This is a genomic window from Methanobacteriaceae archaeon (genome assembly GCA_013403005.1).
In the GTDB taxonomy this organism is placed as follows: domain Archaea; phylum Methanobacteriota; class Methanobacteria; order Methanobacteriales; family Methanobacteriaceae; genus Methanobacterium.
Genome location: JACBOA010000003.1, coordinates 63,714 through 87,500, shown reverse-complemented (window position 1 = coordinate 87,500; position 23,787 = coordinate 63,714). Strand labels below are relative to the sequence as shown.

Genomic DNA, 23,787 nt, shown 5'->3' with positions numbered 1-23,787 from the left:
AATTCTTTCTCATTATTAAATGTATCACATGTTTTTTTTTTTATTATCGATTTTTAATCAAATGTTTTGTCTAAATTTTCTCTAACTGAGTTTATTTAAATTATTATCAGTTTAAAAATGGATATTTTCAAAAATTTTCATATAACTCTGTTTCCAAATTTATTTGATCAATTTTTATCTTTGGGAATAATTATTGTACCTTCATCCACATCTCCTAATTCAACATAAGATTCATTAAGATAATACAATCCGCATAAAGCAGCTAATACCGCGTCAAGTTCGTGTGAAGTGGAGTTCAAGGGAATTTGGAAATATCTCTCCAGATCTGTTTTCAAATTCTCCAAACCGAGTATCTTTTGAACTGTGCGCGGATGGGTCTCTTTTAATAGATATTTTTCTCTGAGAACTTGAGCCAAACCAACACCCCTCAATGTCAACATTTTCATCCCAGTAAAGGTCAATGGAAGTACTGGTCCGTAAACACGTATTTCACGTTCTGATTGGCGGAAATGCCCGCCTACTGCACATTCACAATTTTTATCCAGACAGCAACGTCCTTTAGGTAGTGAAAGAGGTGCATCCATTACAATTAAAGATGGTTGAATGGAATTAATCTTATCTAATATTTCCTTATCTGAATAAAGGGTAGACAAACTTACCTCGCAAAATTTATTCTCATCTGCTTCTAAAATGCAAACTCCACTGGGATTATCAGGTTTACCAGCAAGATCTATTCCTAAAATTTTTAATTTCCTCATTTTCTATCATTCAAGCATTTCTATTTATTCTATCAATTATTCTATCGATTATTTGCTGTTAATCAGCAAAATATTCAAACGGGGTTAGGAAAATTTAATGGTTATTGTTTTTTTCCCATCTTTATTTTTTTCTATCTTTCAACTTCCCATCTTCAGAAACTATAATAATAAATATTTAATATAAAGTACTAATGATTTTTTTAGAGGTTCTCAAACCTTTTTTAAAATCCATATAATTGTTCAATGGTGATAAAAGATGAGTAATGAGGTTAAAAAACGAATTTTAGACTCTTCTGATATGGGGATCAGGGAAGATGAAGGTGTGGGTGTTGCTGAAATCGTGAATAGTATAAAATGGGCTTTGTTAGTGACCCAGGGGGAACTAGAAACTTCCGGGATAAAACTAAAGCGCATTGAGCTAAATTTAAAATCAATAGCTTCACGAAAAGCAGGAGCAGGAATAAGATTTCAGATCCCCATATTGGGAAAATTGAAGATAGGTTCAAATGTATCTTATAAATCAGTTCAAACCATATCCTTGGTACTGAACACTCCTAAAACACCAACAAAGGACATTATACCATCTATAGGGCTTGATAAAAACCTTAAATCTCTTATAATGAGCCTTGCAGATGGAGTAAAAGCCGCAGTAGATGGTAATATCCCTCTTGAAATGGGAGAATCATGGGTTGAGTTGAATTTCGTCCTTAAAAGTGAAAATGAAGTATCCCTAATAATAGAAACAGGATTTGATGCTGAATTAACCAATAGTCTCAAATTATTTTTTGAAAAAATATAAAGGATAGCTTAACCTCATGGAGTTAGCTTCTGATTTATCTGAAAGTCGTTTTTTATCATAGAACAACATTTTTTTCATTTAGAACTCATCATTGTTTCTTATTTTTTCTATATCCTCGAATTGTTCACTGAGCCAGTGATAAATAGTCCTTTCAGCTACCATATTTTGTAAATTATTTAATTTTTTCCTTCTTTCATCAATACTCATTTTAATAGCTTGAAGATAGGCTTGGGTAGTTTGACAGACATCAAATGGGTTCACACATATCACATGGTCTTTTAACTCTTCATAACATCCTGCTTTTTCCGACAGGATGATAACTCCCTGGTTTTCATTTACAGCAGAAGCCTCTTTGGGAACTATGTTCATACCATCGGCAATAGGATTCACAATCAAACAATCATAATTCTTAAAAGCAGCCACCACCAAACTGTAATCTGCTTTAAAAATCCATTCTATAGGTTTCCAACCGTCACGACCATGCTTATTATTTATTTCTTCAACGATTTTCTGGATATGGAGATAATATTCATTGTACTCATCGATCTGTTGTCTGGTGGGTTTTCCAGTGGTGAGAAACTTCACTTTCCCATGGTACTCCGGATACTTGTCTAAAAAGATATCATAGGCTTTAAAACCCCGGATAATATTTTTACTCAGATCTGCACGGTCTGTACGGTAGATCAGGAAATTTTCTCCTTTAATTTTTCGGATTAACTTTTCTTTTTCCTTTACCTCCTTTGAATTGGCCATTTCTCTTATTCCTTCATAATCCACTGATATGGGATAACTCTTTACATGGGTAACCTGTCCCTGATACCACACCAGTCCCTTTTCATAATCCACTTTATCTGCATATTCCTCACAGGATTGAATAAAATTGGTCACATATCGGGGGATATGGAAACCAAGGAGATTATTGGAGAGGAGTCCTTCTATGATAGCTTTCCTCATGTGTTCCGGTATTATGCTGAAATATTCAGATTGGGGCCATGGAATATGAATAAACTGGCTTAAAAAGGTATTTTTTAGTTTTTCTCTGATGTATCCGGCACATAGATAAAGGTGGTAATCCTGTAACATTATCAAAGGTTCTTTCAAACTTCTGCCACTTTCTGAGATTACTTTATCAGCAAATTTCTTATTCATATACACATAACCATTTTTCCAGGCATCGTGCATTTCCTCATCAATATCTGGAGTGTATGGACTGTTCCACATGTAATGTTGCACAAACCAGAGCAGAGGGTTGCTTATTAAACTGTAATAGGATTCATAACGGTGCCGGTCAACCACCACAAAGGGCACCCAGAAAAGTGGATTATCCTCAGGGATGGGCACCCTGTTATTGGGGAACTGTTCTGCCACCTCAACATCTCCCAGAGTCATGGCACTAGCAATCCAAACGCCATTTAAGGTTTCTACAAGGGGGAGTAAGGTTGAAACAAGACCACCGGCACCTCTTTTCATCTCCAGTTCACTATTTTTTTTATAAAATTCAACAGGACCGCGATTGGAGACAACAATCAAATTTTTATCCTTTAAAAATTCTAAGATTTTGTTTTGATTAGGAAAATCCATTTTTTTCACCTTTAACTAACCCATTTTCCAAGATATAAATTTTAAAAAAATATGAATCTTCTTTGAAAAATCATCTCATTGAACATCTTCGATGATTTTTTTTACATATTCGGTTAATTCCTGTAACTTTTCAGCAGATTTGGATTCTACATAGACTCTTATCAGGGGTTCGAACCTTGAAGGCCGTATTAATATGTATGATTCTTCTAAATCAACTCGGATACCATCAACAGTGTTAATATTGCTTTCTGATTCAAATTTAGCCTTGAAAATTTCTATAACTTCATCTTTTTTCTCATGTTCACATTCTATGGTGAAACCAGTTCGGTTATACTCTTTTATCCCCCCTGCCAGTGCAGATAGTGTGCTATCCTGTTTGGCTAGTATTTCCAGCATTTTAACCACAGCAAAAATAGCGTCAAAACAAGTCTGAAATTCAGGAAAAACATACATACCTGGTTCATCCCCTCCAAATACGGCATTATTGGCATAAATTTCTTTTAAAACATTATTTACGGAAGTTTTTATAAGGTTTCCTCCGGCGTTGCTTACTATTTCCTCCAGTGATTGGGAGGCTACTATTGAAGAAACTACATTGCCTCCGGGAGTATGTTTAAGGATATGCTGGGCAAAAATACCCAGTACGGTCTGTTCCCGGATTATATTGCCTTTATGGTCTATGAAAACTACTCGATCTGCATCATTATCCAGTACTATTCCCATATCAGCACCTATGGCTGTTGTAAGTTCAGATACTAAGGATATTCTTTTAGGGCTTGGCTCTGGGAACTCATCTACTGATTGAACATCCATACTGTCGATTTTAACTGTTTCACACCCAATTTTATTGAGAATATGGGGGATTAATGGTTTATCAAAGTCTTCTTTTATATCCAGAACCACTAAAAACCCTTTTTTCTTAATATTCTCGGTAGTGGCTTTTTTAAGAATGCCATTCACGTAAAGCTCCCGGTATTCGTATACATATCTCAAATTTCCAATCTGGTCCCAGGGCACTTTTTTAGCATGTGCTTGCAAGGGAATCTCATGATCACTGAATATTTTAATATCAATATCCTGTGGTCTTAAATGTGATTTACTAATGGTTATCATGGCTTTGGCGTTGTAAAAGTCCTTACCATAATGTATTACGGGTATGGGGGCAATTCCAAAATCAACAACATCTGTACCAGCTGACATGAGACCGGTGGTTATGGATCTTTTTATCATTTGTGAAGGGACATGAACATCTCTGCCCACCACTACTTGCTTCCCAGGGCCAATGAAATTCCCAACAATGGTTCCAAGATGAGAGGCAAACTTATTGCTGATCTCTGTATTCACAACTCCTCTAATGCTTTGCACATATTTTGCCATTTTCATCTACCGCCAATAAATACTATTTTTTTCTTAATTTGTTAGATTTAATTGGTTATATTATACTACAATAGGATAATCGGAGTCTAATATGGATTCCGGTAAAATCACAGTACTATTGTAGATAGATCTTTCTGATCTTACCCGGCTATAGGAACCTAAGTGTACTTTACTTCCTAAAATGGCTCCTCTTTCAATGAAACTTCCCTGTTCAATGATACAACCAGAATCAACTATACAATCCTTCAGGTAGGATGCTTTCTTAATTACACTGTCGGAAAAAAGTACAGAACCTTTGATATTTGAATTTTTTTCTAAACATACATTGGAACCAATTACTGTATTCCGACCTATAACGCAGTTATTTCCTATCACGCAACCATCTCCTATCATTACAGGTCCAATTATCCTTACTTTGTCTTTAATCTCCACACCTTCCCCTATCCAAATATTTCCCAGTTTCCCCACACCTTCCTTCATTTTTTGTCCACGGGGTTCTGGAGCTATTTTCTGGTTAAGAACATCATAATTTGCCTGCAGATATGTTTTAGGCCTTCCCACATCATTCCAATATCCTTCAAATACGAATCCGTATATTCCAGCCCTTTCATTAATTAGCTGGGGAAAAATATCCTTTGAAAAGTCTATTTCATGGTTTTCATTATTTTTCTTAGAATCTATGTAGTCAAAGATTTCTGGTTCGAAAATATAGGTGCCAGTGTTGGCTATTTTGCTAAATACTTGATGGGGTGATGGTTTTTCTTTAAATTGTATGATCTGGTTATTATTATCCAGTATGGCTATTCCAAATTGGCTGGGATCAGGTACTGGTGTGAGCACCATGGTGGCCAGGGCTTTTTTTTCCTTATGAAAACTTAGAATTTCTTTTAAATCCACATCAACAAGAACATCTCCACTGAGAACAAAAAAAGTATCATCAATATACCGGGACGCCTTTTTAACTCCCCCGGCAGTTCCCAATGGCTTTTTTTCCACCGAATATTTAATATTCATATAGGGATAGTTTTTCTCCAGCAGAGACTTAATCTGGCTTTTTAAATAGCTTAAAGTTACTATTATTTCAGAAAGACCGCTTTCTTTTATTTTTTCCACTATATATTCAATCATGGGGCGGTTAGCCACAGGAATCATGGGTTTTGGTCGGGATAAAGTTAGGGGGCGGATTCTACTTCCCTTCCCTCCGGCCATTAATACGGCCTTTATCATACCCATTATTTCTAGATCAACTCTCAAATACAATTTTCGATCAAAGGAATATACAGAGCTTAATCACTATTTAACGCTATAATTAAAGGTTTATCAGTTTAAGAGCCATTGGAAAAATTTAAGAACTTCATCCACATTATTAATAAAAAAAGATGCACCTTTTTTAAGGTAGGAGGGTATCTCAGGAGAAAGAACTAAAATACCTACACCCTGAATTATTCCCTGTTTTTCAAGTTCTTTTAATTTACTAAAAGCATCAAAATCAGTGATATCATCTCCCAAATAAATTATTTTTTCCAGGCCATGTTCTTCGATAATTTCATGAAGAATAGTGCCTTTATCATAACTAACTGGGGGTTTTAACTCAAACAAACATCGACCTTCTGATATTTTCAGTTCTTTGCATACAGGATCATCTTTCAGGGAGTTTAAAATTTTTTCTCGAATATTCTGCTCACCTTGGGCCAGACGGTAATGAATGGAATAACAAAGCCCTTTATCTTCAAATATTAAACCATTTATACTTGATAACTCACTGTTTTTAAGTTTTTCACCAGCTTCATTAATCTCGGGGATGTATTTTTCAACTTCAGGCCGTATGCAGAGCTCATCATCTTTTAAAAATTCTAAACCATGGTTTCCAACGTAAAGCAAACCATCTACCTGCACCATTTCCCGGGCTTTCAGAACGGATCTGCCACTTATAACAGCCACTAACTTAAATTTTTCATTCAGCTGAACCAGGGCACGTCTCATGGTACTGGTCACCACAGCTTCATCTGGAGTTGGAGCTATTTTACTAATGGTCCCATCAATATCAGTAACAATTCCAGTGGAACTATCTTGTTTAAAGGCTTCAAGATATCTTAAATTATCAAAGAGATATTCTGGCATATCAGCAACCATATTAGTCCCTTTTTTTTTTTAAAAAAACTTATATGAATTTTTCAATTCTCAAAATCTAATTTTTCATTCAAAGCATTTTTTAACACTTCGATGACTTTATAAGGGTCATCTGCGACTACAGAACTTCCATAGAGTTCCATTCCACCAATGTCTGATGTTGGTTTCAACATACTACCCCTGTCCACAATTTTTATTATATAGGGATGTTTATCTTCATTATCCAGGGGAGGGCAAGAAATGGATACATTAAAACTATAAACACCCATCACATCAATAAAGCACCTCAAAGTCTTAAACATGATCTTTTTAGTGTTTTCACTTTCTGAAGGGTTCTTTGATGAGATAATAACCACTTCTTTTTCTTTCAAGGGAGTTAGGCTGGTAAAAAGCTTAACATCCTCATGTTTAACTGACAGTCCCAGGGAATCATGCACTCGATAAATATCCTGGATGAGATCTTCACCAGTTTCAGTTTCATATAATTCGCATGCCTTCAGAATGTTTTCTAATCTGGCATAAGGTTCCTCACTAACCAGTATCTGGCAGTGTCCGTGTACCTGAGAAGCTCCGGCCCGATGAAGGCAGTTCCAGATAAAAAACGGAAATCTGTAATGGGGGTCATGATTATAAACAGATCTAAACCAGGTAAAACCAGTGGCTAAGTAGTCGGAAAATTCTTCCAATGTGAATTCTAGGGGATTGTGATTATGGAATATGACCAAACTGCTCCATGAATCATATTTGGCTATGTTAGCTGCGGTATGTGAATATGTTCCTCTCACCCGCCCAAAAACATCTTCAGGAGTGTACTTTTCTCCATGGCAGAAATCGCAATTATCCCTTGAAGCATTGATTAACTTAAGGATATGTTTTTTTTCCTCAGCCATGTCTGAGGCACTTATACCCGGGCGCATAGCTCGAAGAGAATTAAAAAGAGAACCTTCACAGGTCCATTGATTGAAAATGCTGATAATCTCTTGATTTTCTATTCGTTGAACCACTTCATTTTCATCTTCAATAATCTTCCCTCTGGAATCCTTCTGCCCAAAATAAGTTAAAGTTTTCTTTTTGAAAGAATCAGGAATTTTTTGAAATCCCTCTTTCGAATCAATTCTATAAATCCGTTTGAGAATATTGTAGGATGGTTTATCATCTTCACGGAGCTGTTCGACCCTATTTTGAAGACCCATAATAGAATCCATTTTATCAAACTTCCAGGGTTTTTGGTTAATTTAAAGTTATCCTCTAAATTCTCCAAACCTTAATTATTAATCTATTTTATCGATGAAAAATTCCAGATATCAAGTAAAATGTTCTATATCGGGTTAGAGTTTGTTTAAAAATTCTATAATATTAACATGGGAGTGGTATTGCATATAATTACCGGTCCACATCCAACTCAGTGAACCCTAATGGAGTTTATTTGGATTTAAATCTGGCATTCGAGATCATGGGGGAGGATAAGCTATTGGGTTTTTAGGATATTTGCAATGATAAAGCTGGCTAAATCTGTACTTGTTGGGTAAAAGGGATGATAAACAACTCTGAATCTTTGATGAACAGTCTAAAACTAAAATTTTATAGTACCAATTTATTTTTTCTGAGCATTCCAACACCTATTACTTTTCAAATCCCAGTTTATTCAAATGGTAATTATTGATGGTAATTCTAAATTATTAATTGGATTGCTGGTGATAAAAATGACCTTTACTCAGAGATGTCTTTATAATGGATAAATAAATTATTGTCAGAGCTTTTTTAATTTTCCTGGTTGCTTTAAGTAGTGTTTTCACCAGCAACAGATTGAATCAACAAAAAAAATGGAATTAGTTTCCTGGTGGATAGGCAGTTTATTTTATCAATGAAAATGTTGAAAGCATTTCCTGAGCTTCGCAGTTCATCATCGTGGTTAATGATACTTACATCTTTGTGTGGAGATTAGATTTTATTCGGATGGTTACTTTCCAGATCCAAGTGGTGAAGCTAAGAACATACATACTCTGGCTGTTTGTCAGAAAAAACCTATAAGAAAAATTTCTATCCAAACTGCTCTAAATGGAAGTTGCTGGTGGATTACATGTGGCCTAAAACTGGAAGAAAAACACCTCCACTAAAAGGATACATGTATTAGGGAGTAGAATACCACCAAAATATTTATCTGGTGGTTTAAGGTATTTAATTTAATCTAATGGGAATAATAAAATCAGAATCCATCAGAAATTAGAAAAAATTTCTAGTTTTAGTATTTTTTTTAGATCAGAACCTTTCCAGCATCTTACCATAAACTTCTCTAAGTTTACCCTCTGATCTTGCGTACACCATTCTAAGAATCAGCTCTGGAGTGCTCCGGGCAAAGTAGTTCATCCGAGGGGTACGGTCTACAATAAGGTTATAATCCTCATCCAAACCTTTAGCTTCGATTCCATCCACCCTGACATCTGTGTTTTTGAGTATTTCCCTTGCCATGTGGGTGACAATGATGGCAAAGGATTTAGAATCCTGGATGAAATTGATAAAGCTGGAAATGATTTTCACTGCAGCTTCCAGTTCAGTTATTGCTTCAAGCTCATCTAAAAGGATCAGTTTTTCCTCTTCTCTAACTACTATAGGCATGAATGTGCTCAGGAATGATTCAAACGCCCCTGCATCCAGTGAACGTTTTTTACTGAAAAAGTATATCTCATCAACCAGTTTCACCTGGGCTTCTCTGGCACATACTGGCAGCCCCATTTGGCTCATGATACAGATCTGGGCTAAAGTTTCCAGCAGGGTAGTTTTCCCTCCACTGTTAGCCCCTGTCAGGAGAACCACATTATCCGGGGATTCAAGGGAGTAATCAATCCGCTGAACACGTTCAGGATCTTCAAGGGCTAAATTAAGATGCAAACCTTCCTTGAAGTTGAACCCATCTCCTAAAACCGGGGGGTGTAAATCATAATAATAAGCGAAACATCCCAGGGTGAAGTGGTAGTCAAATTCCATAATTTCATGAATCTCATTTTCAACATCCCTTTTAAGCTTTTCAAGTTTGGAAGCCACTTTAACCCTTTCTTCGAAAGATTTAACCTGTTTTTTACCTATTTCATTTTTTTTAACTCTTTCCAGTTCCTGCCAATCAATTTCCAATGGATATTTCCGGATGAAAGGATCAAAACTAACTCCAGTTTTATCTTTAATCTCTTCCATGGTTTCTTTCAAGGTTCTGTCAAATATTTCCTGAATTTTAGGAGGCATGTCTTTATTCAAAAGATCTAAGACCTCTTCCCCTGATAAATCCACCTTTTTAATGGCTTCTTTTAATTTTTTATCTGCCTTTTCTTTGGCATGGTTAACAGCATCGTCAAATGATTTCTCATCAACCTTGGAAGATTTAAGCGAATTTAATAGTTCTAAAACATCCCCTAAAACAGATTCATATCCTAATATGTTTCTAATCTTCAGGATATTTTCTAAAAGTTCATGGTTATCCTGATAGTAAGATAAAACAATTTCTGGTATGATTTCAAGATCTTCAGCCTCTCCACTAACCATGGTCAGGTTGGATGTGTCATCCAGTTCCAGAAGTCCTTCTCGGTACACGTAAACTACCAGTTCAAACTCATCCAGACTTCTTACTTCATTTATACTGAGAATTTGAGCATATTGATTTAGATTACTATCCACTAATCTGGTGTAATCTTCCTTCGATTCAACTAAAATTGCCTTTGAAGTGTCATATTTGGGTTTAGAACTTTTGGTAAAGTCAACATTCCTTAAAAGAGTTCTAAGTTCATCAAGGGGTAAACTGGTCACCTTTTCTTTGGCTTCCATCACCATCTTCAGATTTTCATCAATTTCCCCCGGATTTTTCCCCGGGCTGAGAAGTAGGATCCTGTTTCTGGCGTATTCAGTGCTGGCATATTGAATTATACATTGTATTATTTCCTCGTAGATCTGAACCGCCCGTTCTGTTTTGAGAAATTCTTGTTTCGGATTCCCAAGAACTGCATTAATAATCTCCACTGCACGGCGCTGGCTAATCCCTTCCATACTTGCCAGCCGGTAAACCTCATAATTACTTGCCGCCTGGAGAAATTCATCCTGACTCCCAAAATGGCTAATGATCTTGGCAGCCAACTTATCCCCAATACCCTTGATGTTGCGTATATCCAATAATATCACTCCAAAAACATCATCGAATTAATCATAGGTTTAAAATATTTATTATTATTTATTGGTGTTACCTTGTTTAGTAATTGATTGTTTTAAATTTGCTCTTGAGGATATAAAGATGATCTATAAAAAATTCTATATTAACCTCATATTCCCCCAGATCTATAATCGGAAATCCTTTTCCATAAGATTTCCATAAGATTCCTTTAAGATAAATTTTCATCAATGAACATCAATGAATTATATCCAAGAAGGAATAAATTTCAAACAGCCTTTTAGAATAGAATTTTAATAGATTCATGTTATTTATCTTTTAAAAAACATTAACTGTGATTTATATTGCATCAAATATAATGTAAAACTTGATACAACTAAGATACTTATGAAAAACAATATCTAAAGGATCAATTTCACGGAATGGTTGTAAATGGAGTTTTTAACATACATCATAATCCTTCTAGCTACTGGTGCTTTTGTAGGGTTTGCCTCCGGGCTCTTAGGAGTAGGTGGAGGTTTTATAATGGTGCCTATCCAGTTTTTTCTCCTCACAGCCATGGGTTTTGATCCGGATACATCCCTTAGAGTAGCTTTTGCCACCAGTCTGGTGGTGATACTCCCCACAGCTTTAAACGGAGCCTGGGGGCACTGGCGTCGAGGAACTGTTTTAGTGGTCCCTGCAATCTATTTGGGAGTTGCAGGACTCATGGGAGGAGTTTTAGGTGCTGAAATAGCCAGCAATGCTCCTGTTACTGTATTGGGTTTTATTTTTGGTTTAATGGCAATGGGCAGTGCTTTCTGGATGATCAGTTCTAAATATCCTGAGATCAGGGAGGAAAATTCACATTCAAAACCTTCTTACATTCTATGGGGGTTTTTGGGAGGTTTTTCCTCTGGACTCTTGGGAATCGGTGGTGGCGTGGTCATGGTTCCCATACTCAACATTCTCCTGAGATTCCCTATCCATAAGGCCATTGGAACTTCCACTGCTTTCATTGTCCTGGCATCAACTGGGGGAATCATCACCTACATCCTCACAGGTATGAATACACCAACCTTACCTCCTTACTCTGTAGGATATGTTAATTTGGTGCAGGCGGTGGCTTTAGCATGCACCAGCATTCCCATGGCTCACATTGGAGTTAAAGCTGCTCACAGATTACCGGAAAAAAAGTTAAAATACATCTTCTCTGCACTGATGATTTATATTGCTTTAAAGATGATGGGAGTTTTAAAATGGCTTAATTTGCCTTTATAATTTTTAAATAGGGGGTTTAAAAAAATTAAATAAAATAGTTTCATAGGGGAAAATTTCCAACTTCAGTTGTTAGTCACGATTTCAAGATGTGAATTATTTAACTCCTCGCAGGAAGTTCCCAGTGGTAATACCTCCGTTGGACATTTTTTTAACCCTTTTTTTACAAGAATTTAGTCTATCTTCCAAATCAGGTACATTTAGAATGGAAAGTTTTAATGCTTCCTGGTATAATGATAGAATATTCTTCACATAAATAGGGGGTTTGTTCCGTGAATCTATAATCAGCCTGTTGACTCCCATAGCAAGAAGTGGGGGAATGTGGTCAATAAGACACAGTTCAACTGAATTGAAAATATGGGTCCTGCAATTTTCATCAAGTTCAACTGGGAAGATCCTATTTCTCGGATCTTTTATTCCTAATGATTGGTAGCTGGTGTTTTTAATTCTTTTTAAAACCTCCCCCTCTTTAATTATACAGGGAAGACAGTCTTCACTCACCACTGCCTCCAAGTTTCCCTGCACTATAAATGAAAAAATCTTTTCAGAGCCACAAAACGAAGAATAGTTGATTACTTTTTTCAGATCATCCTTGGATAGTTCTGGTGATAAGGTCACACTATTTAAAGAGGGCAGTTCATCTATTGCCATATGGTTCCATATGTTTAATCCTGCAGAGCCGTACAAGTTCAAAGAACCAAAATCATCTTTTAAGGACCATAGTGCCCCCAATCCAGCCACATCCACTCCAGATATTGTACCTGTTAACCTATTCAAAAGACGAATTGCCCATTTAATAAAATCCTCATCAGTGATAGTTGGCCATTTCCATATGAGTTCAGCATCATATTCATTGCAAAGAGAAGAAGCCTCTTTTAAATATGATGCAATCTCTTCAAAATAATTTTTATAATCATTGGAATGTTTTAAACAAGTAAAATCTTTCCAGGATTTCCCATTTTTACCATTATATGCTGTGGCCTCATGAATTTTTGGCTGGAAATAAATTACTCTGCACCCGGATTCCAGGGCAGATTTTAAAGAAGGAATAGAATTTACATAAATGGCCAGATCAAAGAGCGAATCGCATATTTCCTCTGTTTTTTCTTTATCTATCAATTCCTTATTACTCAGTTCTTTGTTCTCAAGCCATTTCTTTCTTAAATTAAGCCCCTTCTTTTTTGATTTTTTATACTCTGATTCTGTTGTGGTTAATTCTCCACCACTCATTCTTTTAGCACTATTGTAATTCAGTTTCCATTTGTGTAGGCGTGTTTTTGCAGATTGAACATCTTCTTTAGGTGGCTTTAATGTTTCTATTATTCTCTGTTGAACCTCTTCCAGAATTTCTCTACGCAGATGATTCAGATTACGAACTGGGGTGAACAAATTTCCAGGATAATCCATTTCAATATCATTGATTATGAATGGAGTTCCACCTGTTTTTTGAAGCTGTTTAATTATTGATTCACGGGATAATGGTCTTTTTTCAGCTTTTTCCATTGAAAAATCAGATTTCAGTTCAATAATAAACTCTTCAAGACGGGGTGGTGATGCAATTACTCTGACCATTGGAGTAAATCTTTTGTTCCACTTAATTTGAACTTCCAGAGGAATACTACGTGGTAAATCAGGACTTTTAACCATTTTTTCCCCAGCATCCACCAGGGATTTTCTCCTAGTTAGGAAAAGCTGGCTTCCCAATTGAACTGATTTGTGAAGTTTTAAAAATAATTTATCCTTCCTAATCATGGGTTGGTATTCAAGTACAGTTCCCCATATATTAGCAGCAGGCCCTGTTTTCCTCGGATCCTTAAAGAGAATCCCATCACCCTTTTGAAGGTTCACCCGGTTCACCAGGTGAATAATAGCCTCATCAAGGTTTTTATGGTAATCTGTGACTGTTCCCAAGTACAAACCTCTATTACCAGGGTTATCTCTTCCCATCACTGTATCCTTCTTATTATTGAGAAGCCAACCATTGTTTAAACCCCTGTTAAAGCACATTTTAAGCTTCAAAATCTCTTCGTCCTCAGCTTTCCATTCTCCTTTTTTAAGGGAGTCTAGTGCTTCTCGATATACTTTAACCACATTAGCCACATATTCCGGAGGCTTCATTCTCCCTTCAATTTTAATAGAATCCACAGGAGCTTTTACAATCCGGTCTAGTTGGGAGTAGATAGCAAGATCCCTGGTTGAAAGGAGATAATGATCTTTTAAGGGGATTTTTTCAATTTTCTCAAATTTCCCATATGCATCGGCCTTGGCAATGATTAACTGATAGTTTTTGCGGCATGGTTGAGCACACATTCCCCTATTACCACTCCTACCTCCAATAAATGATGAAAGAAGACATTGTCCTGAATAAGAATAACAGATAGCTCCGTGGGCAAAAACTTCCAGTTCTATCTTTTTTTTCAACTTTCTAGCTGCTTTTTCAATATTTTCTAGGTGCATTTCCCGGGCTAGCACCACTCGTTTGAAACCATTATCCAAAGCCCAATGAACTCCTTGATAGTTATTAATGGTCATCTGGGTAGAGCAGTGCAGATCCAGTTCTGGAACGATTTCTCTGGCAAGTCTGGCCACACCCAGATCCTGCACAATCACTGCATCTGCCCCTAAACTGTAAAGCTCAAGGAGATAATCACCCACTGTGGATAGTTCAGTTTCCTTTACAAGGGTGTTTACAGTAACATAGACCTTAACTCCCCGCAGGTGGGCGTATTCTATGGCTTCTTCCATTTCAGTTAGGTTGAAATTACGAGCGAACTGCCTGGCGCCGAATTTTTTTCCTGAAAGGTAAACTGCATCTGCCCCAGCACCCACCCCTGCTTTCAGAGTATCAAGGGAACCTGCAGGGGCTAAAAGTTCGGGTATATTGAGTTTGGACATTTATCCTCCAATGATTGATGTGGATTTAATATGATGGCAGCAAATATTGAAAAATGGATTCAATATTTATTTAATGGCAAATTATATAATAAAACTCTACAATAGATATGCCACAGTGAGAATATGGAAAGAGATGAGCTCGTTAAAACTTTGAAAATAGTTGTTATACTGGCTGTGATCATGGGAGCGATAGGTGCGGTTTTTTATTTGGTCTATGGTTTCACCATCCTCTGGCAGGCAATGGCTGCAGGTATAATAACTGGATTTTTAGTTCTTCTGGTTTTCATATTACTGGTATTGGCTATTTATTTCTACCTGAAACTTTTCCTCATCAGGAGAGAACTTAAAAAATGCAGAGAAGAACTTTTAATTGCCAGAAAATCCAGAAATTCAGATGATGAATCAGAATAAACGAGTCTTATAACGGTCATGATTATTGGTTTTAGAGGATTGGATTAAATCATCTCTATGATATCTCAATGATATTTCTACTGAGTGTTAGAGTGTTATTATGAACCCCTATATTGAAATATTAAGGCCTGGAAACGCCATAATGGCAGTTATTGCCATTCTATTAATGGCAATCATAAGTGGTAAATTCACATTAGAAGCATTAATGGCTGCAGCTGTGGTTTTTTTAGTTACAGGAGCCGGTAACGTTATCAATGATTATTTTGATCACAAAATCGATGCCATTAACAAACCCCAGCGTCCCATTCCCTCTGGACGTATTTCCCTCAAGAATGCCCTGATTTATTCAATTTCACTATTTATCATAGGAATACTCACTGCTTTTTTAATTAACTGGCTGCTGGGGATTATTGCACTTTTAAGCTCTCTGTTAATGATCCATTATGCTCGAGACTTGAAAAAAAAGTGTTTAATTGGTAACCTGACTATATCATTCTTAACAGGATTATGCTTTGTTTTTGGAGGCATAGCAGTCAATCAGATAATGGTTTCTATATATTTAGGGTTCTATGCCTTTTTAATGACCATGGCCCGGGAAATCGTCAAGGACATGGAAGACTTGGAAGGTGATAAAGAGGAAGGTGCAACCACTCTACCCATAGTATATGGAAAAAGGATATCTTCTGTTATCGCTGCATTTTTCATGGTATTAGCCAGCGTTACCAGCCCATTACTCTACTTTATGGGGGTATTTAACATATTATATCTTATTATCCTTATAGTTGCAATACTTATTTTCCTGTCTGGTGCTGTTGCAATATTGAAAGATCAATCCATAGAAACAACTCGTAAAATATCGAAAAGGATTAAGATAGGAATGGGAATTGTTTTCCTAGGATTTGCTTTAGGTTCTCCTCTTACGGCATCTTTAATTCGGTTGTAGTCTCTAGTTATCCCAAAAATGTTCCTTTATTAAATCATAACTGGTCTCTATTAATTTTATGAAAGTTTAGGATACTATCAAATATTAGGATAAAGATAATATAATTTATGTATTAGGGGGTAAATCATTATGGAATTAATGGAAATATGCAAAACCAATGATTTGAATGAGGGGGAAATGAAAAAAGTTATTGCCGGTGACATGGATGTATTAATCGCAAGGATCAAGGGAGAATTTTTCGCTGTTGAAAATAAATGCCCTCATATGGGTGGTGATCTTTCAAAGGGAACTTTAGAGGGGAGTGTAATCACATGTCCCTTACACCACAGCCAGTTTGATCTGACTACGGGTCAGGTTATACTCTGGACAGATTTTACAGGATTAAAAGCAAGTATTTCCAAATTGTTTAAATCTCCCAGACCACTAAAAACATACCAAGTGATTATAGAAGGTGACCAGGTTCTTCTAAAAATTTAACATGATCTTTCAATCAGCCTTTTTCATCATTAATTTGTTTCATCATGAATCTATTTATTAAATCATTTTCTGGTTTAATTCATTCTCTAATTTATCAAGTATTAATTAAACCATACTTTCTTTTTCAAGTTAATCTATCACTTTCACCCATAATATACAAATATAATCGTTCTTTTTCATCGACTTTTACAGGTTTCCATCCATTAAACTTCCATACATACGATACAATTCGGGTTCCGGGACGAAGTTCTTCTTGAAGTTTATCTTTTAATTTTTCATTGGTTCTACCCCAAAGGAATACCACCACCACTGTGGCATGGCTAAGATTCTGGTCAAAAATGTTTCCCCAGATGATTTTCACCTGCTGCCCCAGTTTGCGCTTTCTGATTTTAATATTTGACCAGAATACACGTAAGGGATCGGCTTCAACTCCAATTCCCAAAGCCTGGTATCTCGCTGCGGCTTCAATAACAATCCTACCATCACCAGAACCCAGATCGTAGACTAAATCTCTAGAATCAACTTCTGCCATTTCCAGCATTTTCCTAACCACTCTCATGGATGAAGGTGAGTAAGCTGCCCCAATTGCAAGCGGCCACAACATGGAAAATGCAAAAATCATTATAATAATGATTATAATTGGAATCAAAGTGAATATAGTTATAGACAGGTCTGAGACCTCCTAGTTCTAGTTTTGATTTTTGTAATTCTTGATTTTTAATTCATAATCACTGGTATTGAATTTTATAAACTAATATTCGGTTTTTAGCTTATATAGAATTCCTGTATGGTATTTAGTCCAGTTTTTGCTTGAATTATTAGGTTAAATATGTAGTTTTGGGTTTCAGTAACTGTCAAATACATTTATCATAGATAATTTCATCTAATCCAATACAATAAATATATGCAGTTTGTGAGCAGAAAAAAATAATAATGAATCTTCAGAATTAAATCCAGAAAAATAAATTCAATATCATAATTATACTAAAATTTATACCTAAAATTCAATATTAAACATTCTCTCAAATAAGGGGGATGTGTTTTAATGGGGAAAAATAATACTTTAAAAAATAGAATGAAGATTAAAATAGTTAAAAACGGACCGTACATTGTTTCAGGTGCTGTACCTCTATATGAAAAGATAATAGTCACTGATGAGGCAGGTCACACCAAAGATTTAGTTGATGAAAAGAAATTTGAGGTCAGGGACACTTATACTCTCTGCAGATGCGGAGAATCGAATGACAAACCATACTGTGACGGTACACATAACAATATAGATTTTGATGGTACTGAAAGTGCTAGTAGAAAACCATACATTGAAAAAGCAGAGATATTTGAAGGTCCTGAGCTGCGCTTAACTGATGCCCATGAATTCTGTGATCACTCCAGATTCTGTCTCAGATCCGGAGGTATAAGGAACTTAATCAAAAAATCCGATGAAAAAGAGGCAAAACAAACCGCCATTGAAGAGGCCATGATATGTCCCTCGGGCAGACTGGTATTGTGGGATAAAAAAACGGGCAAACCATTTGAAAAAGAATTTGAACCCTCTATTGTCCTGATTCATGATGAACAGAAGAGATGTCAGGGTCCCATATGGGTGAGGGGAGGAATACCCATCGAATCAGCGGATGGCACACTTTATGAAACTCGTAACCGGGTTACACTCTGCCGTTGTGGGAAATCCGAGAATAAACCCTACTGTGATGGAAGTCATTGGATGACCTCAGAGCAGAAATTAAAATTCAGGAAAAAATGGGGCTTGGATGATAAATAAAACGATCGATACTCTATTTGGGGATTATAAAACTTAGTTCCATGAATTCTAAGCTTTTTTAAACCTATAATATTATAAATTTAAATCATAATCCCAGAACATCATTGAAACTGTAAATTTTAATCTTCTATTAATATTGAAGTTTATAATCTCCTCCCACAACATAATTGTTCCAATTAAACTCCCTAGTTGAACATATTATGGGATAAATCCGTAACTCTGGAAACCTAAGCAATAAAGTATGGGATCATTAAAAAAAGACTTTATAACTAATTGATAAACTGATATGTTAATTTCACTTAGTCTAATCCAGATTTAATCATTAAATTCCTTTATTAAACTGTTAAATCTGTTTAGATGGAAACTCTTTCTCATACCCTTAACTGACTAAACTAATAATATTCTCATTATACAAAATAGTATTTAACTTAAGATAGTTATCGATGGATAAATAAACTGGTGCAATATGGATCGTGTATGGGGATATATTAGTGCAATCACCGTTGCCATGCTATTTGGGGTTTGGTTCACCCTGGATAAAATACTACTGGGCTATCTTCACCCCCTGGCCCTGGCAGCAATGGTTTACATCCTGGGCAGTGCCTTTTTATTTTTAATAAGAATATCTCCTCTTCATAACCGGATATTAAAAATTATCCACCAAGAAAGTAAGGTTGATACACACATATCCCGGAGAAACTACATCACCCTACTTTTAATAGCCATATGCGGATCGGTTATTGCTCCGGCACTGTATCTAAACGGTTTAAAGCAGATAACTGCAGTGAATGCCGCTCTTTTAACCAACATGCAGACCCTGTTCATCATTCTTTTGGGTGTTTCTTTCCTTAAAGAAAAAGTTAAAAGGAAAGATTTAATTGGATTTGTTTTTCTAATCCTTGGAGCAATATTCTTAAGTACTAATAACCTTCAGGATCTAACTTTTGACCAGAACTTAGCGGGCAGTCTTTTGATCATTGGATCCTGTTTTTTCTGGAGTATGGATACTATATTAACCAAGTTTTTGAGTAATAAAAAAGACATATTCTTTTTAACGGGTCTTGAAAGTGGTATTGGCGGTTTAATGCTGTTTATAATTTCATTAGGATTGGGATTGAGTTTTTACCTCCCCTTGAATATGATACCAATTTTACTTTTCATTGGTCTGGTGTGTATGAGTTTTTCACTGGTTCTCATCTACCTTGCCATACGTGAAATCGGATCCACCCGCACAGGATCTATATTCTCCACCAGCTCATTATTCGGGGCAGTGGTGGCTTTTATTGTTCTTGGAGAACCATTGGCAGCAACACAGTTATTTTTTGGGGTGCTCATGTTCCTTGGAATACTTATATTGTATAAAAATGGTAGCGGAAAAAAAGAAGATAAAATCAGGTCCCACTAAGAGGTTGGTATGTTTCATACAATAATCAACAGCACAGAGTCATTTATAGTAAGTAATGTATCCTGGACAGTTTTTTTAGGCTGTATTCTGGAGCAGTTAATTGTTCCCATCCCTGCCAGCATCATAGTACTAACCTCAACTTTTCTGGTTTCAAAGGGAACCAGTCTTTCTTTACCTGCCCTGGCAACTTTACTCTTGCAGATTGTAATTCCTGCCTCACTGGGAATAACCTTAGGATCCATGGTTTACTACACACTTGCCTACAAACTGGGAATGCCATTTATAAAAAGAACCAGCAGATATTTGGGAGTTTCTGTGGAAGACGTGGAAGAAGTTCAAAGAAAGGTGGATGAAAGTCCTTATGATGATTTTTTCATTTTCCTGGCTCGTTGTTTCCCGGTGATTCCCAGCATAGTCATAAACCTTTTCTGCGGATTAATAAAATATGATTTGAAAAAGTATATCCTAACTACTTTTTTAGGCTCTGCAGTTCAAATATTAGCTTGGGGCTTGTTAGCTTGGTTTTCTGGAAATATTTACAAGATCTTAGAAGATAGAGTATCCTATGTTGGAAATATTGTCACCTTAATTATCATAGGCTTAGTCATCTATTTTATAATCTCGAAAAGGAGGAAAATGAATAGAAATAGGAAAAATAGATTTAGATAGGTTATTATCTGTTTATTCGCACTATAATCTATTAGTTCTATTAAATCAGTTATTATTTATTTTTAACCATTTTCGACCAGTTCTTCAATTATTGATCCTATTATTCCACAACTATAAAGGGGGTTTTAAACTGTAGATGGAAGACTCTGAATCTTGAAGACTTCTAAAAAAGGAAGTAATGGACATCACCTGGCTTGCATGTGTTTTTCTGGAAAATGGTTAGGAGGACTTGATTAAATTAAAAATAGTTGTTTCGAGGATTAATTCTGGTAAATTGCAAATAAATGGGTAATTTTTAGGGGAAAACGATTTATAATCAATTTTTTTTATAAGATGAATTTCATTCTTAGTTTTCTTTTAAATTGATTTTGTGGATTAAAAAATAGATTTATATGAAAATATAATCGAAAACATATCCTTTTCAGGTCTTCTTAATATTATCTAACCATTCAAGTACTTCATCTGCTATATCTTCAGAAATATCCTCAATCCAGTCCTGTTCACTCCAAGTGCAAACATCTTCCTCTTCAATGTCTCCCACTAGGTCTTCCACACGATCTTGATCTGTGTAATCCCCTACAATTGATTCACAAAAACTGAAGTCTTTATCATGATTATCAAATAATAGGTTCCAAGTAACTGAATCTCTAAGCTCCCAATACCAGTAGTAATTTTTCACGATTTCTTTCCCAGGAATTTCTGTATTGAATGATTCTTCTTCTTCATAACCTACAATAATGACTTTATCATCTTCTAAATAAATATGTTTCTCCCAAACATCTTTGGGTCCTTCTAATTTCTCTAATTCGGTTTCTTCAATCCTTTCAACCAGTTCTTCTTTCCCGATCATATGCATCAACCTTACAAGACCCCTTATTTGTGAAACACGAAAGATGTTACAATATAAGATATTGTAAGAATTCACACTTATTTTTATGGTGGGATCATAAGTTAAAGTCATTCATCTCAAAATTAATTCTTTGAGTTTGAAGAATATTTCTAATAATTTGGCTTATTTTCCAATGATTTTTGGTATTCAAAAAGATTACAGTGATGGGATGACGATTTTTCGCTGATTCTGATTAGAAATTAAGAATTCAAACTAACAATAACTTCAAGTGGGAATTATGGCATAAAATAATGCAATAAAATTACAAGAAAGATGATTTATGGATTTAAATATGGTATTAAAGAGATATTTGCAACGATTTTTATTCCTATTTTTCTCATGGTCGAGATAGTAACTAGTAATCAGCTTTATTTATTTTTATCCAGAAAAACAACCCATAACTTGGCAGAATCGAATTGAGGATATGGATTTTTGATTCTTGGGTTAATATCGATGCTAGTTGTGGGTTTTATCCTGCAAGGAGTAATTCTCAACATGACCCACAACCCGGGAAGGATACCATCTGCTTTTGAATTTAGAAAAATCAGGGAAATAATGGGGAAAGTAGGTTATAAAAATCTTTTATTAACTTATTTAATTGCTTTTACCACATTCGGTTCTTTGATTTTATTTTTGCAAACATATCAAACAGGTAACTATTGTGGGATGGGTGATTTTACTTTTTTTTCATTGAACCATTTCATTGAACCATACTTGCTTCTTTTCAATCTTAGAATTCTGGGTTCAATTGACCTGGATAGTGGGAAAACCATATTATCCCCTGAATTTAATTAATCATTTTTGTCTAATTGATTCAGGATTTCATTGATATTTTCATAAACTTCCTCAATGGTTGCAGCAGAGTTAATTATTTGCCAGCCATGGGCTAACTCAAGGGCCTTTTCTCGAACACTAATCAGATCTTCTAAGTTTTCGAACATTTCTTCATCATTTCGTTTGGACATTCTTTTTAATGATTCTTCAGGTTCAATATCTAAAAAAAACATATATTCTGAGGTGGGCAGAACCATGCTGAAAAAATTGTAAAGAATTTTGGCTAGGGGGAGGGGTAAGTAGGCGGTACCCATTAAATAACGTACCATAATAATATTATCTGCCTGGCCATGGTACTTCCACACGGAACGAATAACATCAAGAGCATAATAAACCGATGCTTTGATTTTGTTTAGTTTACCCCTGCCGAGTAAGGCTCTTTTAGATTTTAAACCGTAATTATTATCATCAGAAGGATGTTCTCGGAGAATAACGCTTTCACCGAGGGAAAGATATTTTTTTTGGATAAGCTTAGCTTGAGTACTCTTCCCCGACCCATCCAGTCCGTCAATAATGATTAAACGCATATTAATATCCTCATAAGATATTTGACATTTAAAAAAATACAAATTTGTGGTTTAAGGTTATCAATAATTCACTAAGTAGACGTGTTCTTGGTAGTTTAAATTTTCATGATTTTTTAATTTCTCAATCCAATTTTTCATCATACTCATTTTCACATGCTCAGCATAATGTAAACGGCAACGGCTGAAAAACAGGCTGTTAGATTATCAAGACCTTTAGGTGTCAGTGCTTCAAATATTGTAGCTACCAGGGCCACTGCAACTAAAACCATTGGTACTAAGGGTTGTGAATAGTAGAATAAAACTATTCCCAAACTGACGATGAGCACGAAAAACATGGTTAATGATCCTTCAAGAGTTTTAGTATCCCCAAAGAAGTTATATTTTAGTTTACCATACTTCTGCCCGATTAGAGATGCCATACCATCCCCATAGGACATAGCAGCAATCCCCACCGCAATAATCCAGGGCTGATCAAAGAATATTAGGGCTAAGAAAAACCAGGAAATAGAATAATAAACCAGTCCCAGTCCATGGCCGGAAGTAGAGATTTTATCAGATATCTTTAAAGGAGAATGGGGACTCATAAGATAGGTAATGATAATAAAGGGACCCGCTGCCAGAAGGGCCATAACCCACCTTGATTGGAAAATAGGCAAAATAAATAAAACGTTTCCCACCATAATGTGCAGAAACTTTCTGCTGAAAGTAGGATGTTTGTTTAGAACTTTTTCAGAAATAACCAGTAGCAGTATTACATATCCATAGACTAATAACAAGCCAATAATATCACCAGTATCCATGAATCTTAAGTACTTTCTCCGCATATAAGTGAATTTGGGTTTTTACTCAGAGAAAGTTGAATGGGAAGCGCACTATAAAAAAAGTTGTTCAACTGGAAATGACTA

Annotated in this window: 22 protein-coding genes; 10 read left to right on the top strand and 12 right to left on the bottom strand. The window is 35.7% G+C overall.

Features of this window, described 5'->3' with window-relative positions; translation table 11 throughout:
• Positions 1-167: 167 nt before the first annotated feature.
• Positions 168-758: a DUF429 domain-containing protein gene (locus HVN35_03675; GenBank protein NYB51653.1), complete on the bottom strand. Its 591-nt coding sequence runs from the start codon at positions 756-758 to the stop codon at positions 168-170.
• 256 nt (positions 759-1,014) lie between these two features.
• On the opposite strand from HVN35_03675, the gene HVN35_03670 reads away from it, so the two are divergent.
• Complete coding sequence (locus tag HVN35_03670; protein ID NYB51652.1) at positions 1,015-1,557, top strand: hypothetical protein; 543 nt, start codon at positions 1,015-1,017, stop codon at positions 1,555-1,557.
• 78 nt (positions 1,558-1,635) lie between these two features.
• Here the strand turns inward: HVN35_03670 and HVN35_03665 are convergent, their stop codons facing one another.
• From HVN35_03665 to HVN35_03645, 5 genes are all read right to left on the bottom strand, one after another.
• Entirely contained in the window at positions 1,636-3,138 is a 1,503-nt protein-coding gene (locus HVN35_03665) for a trehalose-6-phosphate synthase (protein ID NYB51651.1), read from the bottom strand.
• Positions 3,139-3,213: 75 nt separating this feature from the next.
• On the bottom strand, positions 3,214-4,521 hold the full coding sequence (locus HVN35_03660; GenBank protein ID NYB51650.1) for a phosphomannomutase: 1,308 nt from the start codon (positions 4,519-4,521) through the stop codon (positions 3,214-3,216).
• Between the two features lie 54 nt (positions 4,522-4,575).
• Positions 4,576-5,769 carry an NDP-sugar synthase gene (locus HVN35_03655; protein ID NYB51649.1) on the bottom strand — a complete coding sequence of 398 codons (1,194 nt, stop codon included), beginning with the start codon at positions 5,767-5,769 and terminating at the stop codon, positions 4,576-4,578.
• A gap of 66 nt (positions 5,770-5,835) precedes the next feature.
• Positions 5,836-6,648 (bottom strand): trehalose-phosphatase, encoded by an 813-nt coding sequence (gene otsB, locus HVN35_03650; GenBank protein ID NYB51648.1) that lies wholly within the window; start codon positions 6,646-6,648, stop codon positions 5,836-5,838.
• A gap of 41 nt (positions 6,649-6,689) precedes the next feature.
• The gene (locus HVN35_03645; protein ID NYB51647.1) at positions 6,690-7,850 is read right to left on the bottom strand and encodes a hypothetical protein; all 1,161 of its coding nucleotides are present in this window, start codon (positions 7,848-7,850) and stop codon (positions 6,690-6,692) included.
• A 729-nt stretch (positions 7,851-8,579) separates the two neighbouring features.
• On the opposite strand from HVN35_03645, the gene HVN35_03640 reads away from it, so the two are divergent.
• Complete coding sequence (locus tag HVN35_03640; protein NYB51646.1) at positions 8,580-8,762, top strand: hypothetical protein; 183 nt, start codon at positions 8,580-8,582, stop codon at positions 8,760-8,762.
• A gap of 142 nt (positions 8,763-8,904) precedes the next feature.
• On the opposite strand, the gene HVN35_03635 is transcribed toward HVN35_03640, so the two are convergent.
• Positions 8,905-10,800, bottom strand: coding sequence for an endonuclease MutS2 (locus HVN35_03635; protein ID NYB51645.1), 1,896 nt, complete (start codon positions 10,798-10,800; stop codon positions 8,905-8,907).
• Between the two features lie 427 nt (positions 10,801-11,227).
• On the opposite strand from HVN35_03635, the gene HVN35_03630 reads away from it, so the two are divergent.
• Complete coding sequence (locus HVN35_03630; GenBank protein ID NYB51644.1) at positions 11,228-12,055, top strand: sulfite exporter TauE/SafE family protein; 828 nt, start codon at positions 11,228-11,230, stop codon at positions 12,053-12,055.
• 93 nt (positions 12,056-12,148) lie between these two features.
• Here HVN35_03630 and HVN35_03625 read toward each other — a convergent pair whose 3' ends face one another.
• Positions 12,149-14,947 (bottom strand): U32 family peptidase, encoded by a 2,799-nt coding sequence (locus HVN35_03625; GenBank protein NYB51643.1) that lies wholly within the window; start codon positions 14,945-14,947, stop codon positions 12,149-12,151.
• Positions 14,948-15,070: 123 nt separating this feature from the next.
• On the opposite strand from HVN35_03625, the gene HVN35_03620 reads away from it, so the two are divergent.
• From HVN35_03620 to HVN35_03610, 3 genes are all read left to right on the top strand, one after another.
• Positions 15,071-15,358, top strand: a complete 288-nt coding sequence (locus HVN35_03620) for a hypothetical protein (GenBank protein ID NYB51642.1) — start codon at positions 15,071-15,073, stop codon at positions 15,356-15,358.
• A gap of 100 nt (positions 15,359-15,458) precedes the next feature.
• Positions 15,459-16,301, top strand: coding sequence for a UbiA family prenyltransferase (locus tag HVN35_03615; protein ID NYB51641.1), 843 nt, complete (start codon positions 15,459-15,461; stop codon positions 16,299-16,301).
• A gap of 129 nt (positions 16,302-16,430) precedes the next feature.
• On the top strand, positions 16,431-16,778 hold the full coding sequence (locus HVN35_03610) for a non-heme iron oxygenase ferredoxin subunit (protein NYB51640.1): 348 nt from the start codon (positions 16,431-16,433) through the stop codon (positions 16,776-16,778).
• Positions 16,779-16,902: 124 nt separating this feature from the next.
• Here HVN35_03610 and HVN35_03605 read toward each other — a convergent pair whose 3' ends face one another.
• Positions 16,903-17,319, bottom strand: coding sequence for an SAM-dependent methyltransferase (locus tag HVN35_03605; GenBank protein NYB51639.1), 417 nt, complete (start codon positions 17,317-17,319; stop codon positions 16,903-16,905).
• A gap of 504 nt (positions 17,320-17,823) precedes the next feature.
• On the opposite strand from HVN35_03605, the gene HVN35_03600 reads away from it, so the two are divergent.
• The 3 genes from HVN35_03600 (at position 17,824) to HVN35_03590 (ending at position 20,632) form a co-directional block, all read left to right on the top strand.
• Positions 17,824-18,558, top strand: coding sequence for a CDGSH iron-sulfur domain-containing protein (locus HVN35_03600; GenBank protein ID NYB51638.1), 735 nt, complete (start codon positions 17,824-17,826; stop codon positions 18,556-18,558).
• A gap of 466 nt (positions 18,559-19,024) precedes the next feature.
• Positions 19,025-19,963, top strand: coding sequence for a DMT family transporter (locus tag HVN35_03595; GenBank protein ID NYB51637.1), 939 nt, complete (start codon positions 19,025-19,027; stop codon positions 19,961-19,963).
• Positions 19,964-19,972: 9 nt separating this feature from the next.
• Complete coding sequence (locus tag HVN35_03590) at positions 19,973-20,632, top strand: VTT domain-containing protein (protein NYB51636.1); 660 nt, start codon at positions 19,973-19,975, stop codon at positions 20,630-20,632.
• Positions 20,633-21,053: 421 nt separating this feature from the next.
• On the opposite strand, the gene HVN35_03585 is transcribed toward HVN35_03590, so the two are convergent.
• Positions 21,054-21,482 carry a hypothetical protein gene (locus tag HVN35_03585; protein ID NYB51635.1) on the bottom strand — a complete coding sequence of 143 codons (429 nt, stop codon included), beginning with the start codon at positions 21,480-21,482 and terminating at the stop codon, positions 21,054-21,056.
• A gap of 492 nt (positions 21,483-21,974) precedes the next feature.
• On the opposite strand from HVN35_03585, the gene HVN35_03580 reads away from it, so the two are divergent.
• Positions 21,975-22,316 carry a hypothetical protein gene (locus tag HVN35_03580; GenBank protein NYB51634.1) on the top strand — a complete coding sequence of 114 codons (342 nt, stop codon included), beginning with the start codon at positions 21,975-21,977 and terminating at the stop codon, positions 22,314-22,316.
• On the opposite strand, the gene HVN35_03575 is transcribed toward HVN35_03580, so the two are convergent.
• Positions 22,313-22,882, bottom strand: a complete 570-nt coding sequence (locus HVN35_03575) for a thymidylate kinase (GenBank protein ID NYB51633.1) — start codon at positions 22,880-22,882, stop codon at positions 22,313-22,315. The two genes, HVN35_03580 and HVN35_03575, sit on opposite strands and share 4 nt — an antisense overlap.
• 149 nt (positions 22,883-23,031) lie before the next feature.
• A complete protein-coding gene (locus HVN35_03570; protein ID NYB51632.1) occupies positions 23,032-23,682 on the bottom strand; it encodes a phosphatidate cytidylyltransferase in 651 nt (216 codons plus the stop codon).
• Positions 23,683-23,787 lie beyond the last annotated feature (105 nt).

Coding starts and splice junctions, on each gene's coding strand:
- HVN35_03615 (NYB51641.1), top strand. CDS start 15,459: ATGAACCCCTATATTGAAATATTAAGGCCTGGAAACGCCATAATGGCA.
- HVN35_03630 (NYB51644.1), top strand. CDS start 11,228: ATGGAGTTTTTAACATACATCATAATCCTTCTAGCTACTGGTGCTTTT.
- HVN35_03620 (NYB51642.1), top strand. CDS start 15,071: ATGGAAAGAGATGAGCTCGTTAAAACTTTGAAAATAGTTGTTATACTG.
- HVN35_03590 (NYB51636.1), top strand. CDS start 19,973: ATGTTTCATACAATAATCAACAGCACAGAGTCATTTATAGTAAGTAAT.
- HVN35_03570 (NYB51632.1), bottom strand. CDS start 23,682: ATGGATACTGGTGATATTATTGGCTTGTTATTAGTCTATGGATATGTA.
- HVN35_03610 (NYB51640.1), top strand. CDS start 16,431: ATGGAATTAATGGAAATATGCAAAACCAATGATTTGAATGAGGGGGAA.
- HVN35_03605 (NYB51639.1), bottom strand. CDS start 17,319: ATGCTGGAAATGGCAGAAGTTGATTCTAGAGATTTAGTCTACGATCTG.
- HVN35_03585 (NYB51635.1), bottom strand. CDS start 21,482: ATGATCGGGAAAGAAGAACTGGTTGAAAGGATTGAAGAAACCGAATTA.
- otsB (NYB51648.1), bottom strand. CDS start 6,648: ATGGTTGCTGATATGCCAGAATATCTCTTTGATAATTTAAGATATCTT.
- HVN35_03595 (NYB51637.1), top strand. CDS start 19,025: ATGGATCGTGTATGGGGATATATTAGTGCAATCACCGTTGCCATGCTA.
- HVN35_03600 (NYB51638.1), top strand. CDS start 17,824: ATGGGGAAAAATAATACTTTAAAAAATAGAATGAAGATTAAAATAGTT.
- HVN35_03645 (NYB51647.1), bottom strand. CDS start 7,850: ATGGATTCTATTATGGGTCTTCAAAATAGGGTCGAACAGCTCCGTGAA.
- HVN35_03660 (NYB51650.1), bottom strand. CDS start 4,521: ATGAAAATGGCAAAATATGTGCAAAGCATTAGAGGAGTTGTGAATACA.
- HVN35_03575 (NYB51633.1), bottom strand. CDS start 22,882: ATGCGTTTAATCATTATTGACGGACTGGATGGGTCGGGGAAGAGTACT.
- HVN35_03670 (NYB51652.1), top strand. CDS start 1,015: ATGAGTAATGAGGTTAAAAAACGAATTTTAGACTCTTCTGATATGGGG.
- HVN35_03675 (NYB51653.1), bottom strand. CDS start 758: ATGAGGAAATTAAAAATTTTAGGAATAGATCTTGCTGGTAAACCTGAT.
- HVN35_03580 (NYB51634.1), top strand. CDS start 21,975: ATGCTAGTTGTGGGTTTTATCCTGCAAGGAGTAATTCTCAACATGACC.
- HVN35_03625 (NYB51643.1), bottom strand. CDS start 14,947: ATGTCCAAACTCAATATACCCGAACTTTTAGCCCCTGCAGGTTCCCTT.
- HVN35_03665 (NYB51651.1), bottom strand. CDS start 3,138: ATGGATTTTCCTAATCAAAACAAAATCTTAGAATTTTTAAAGGATAAA.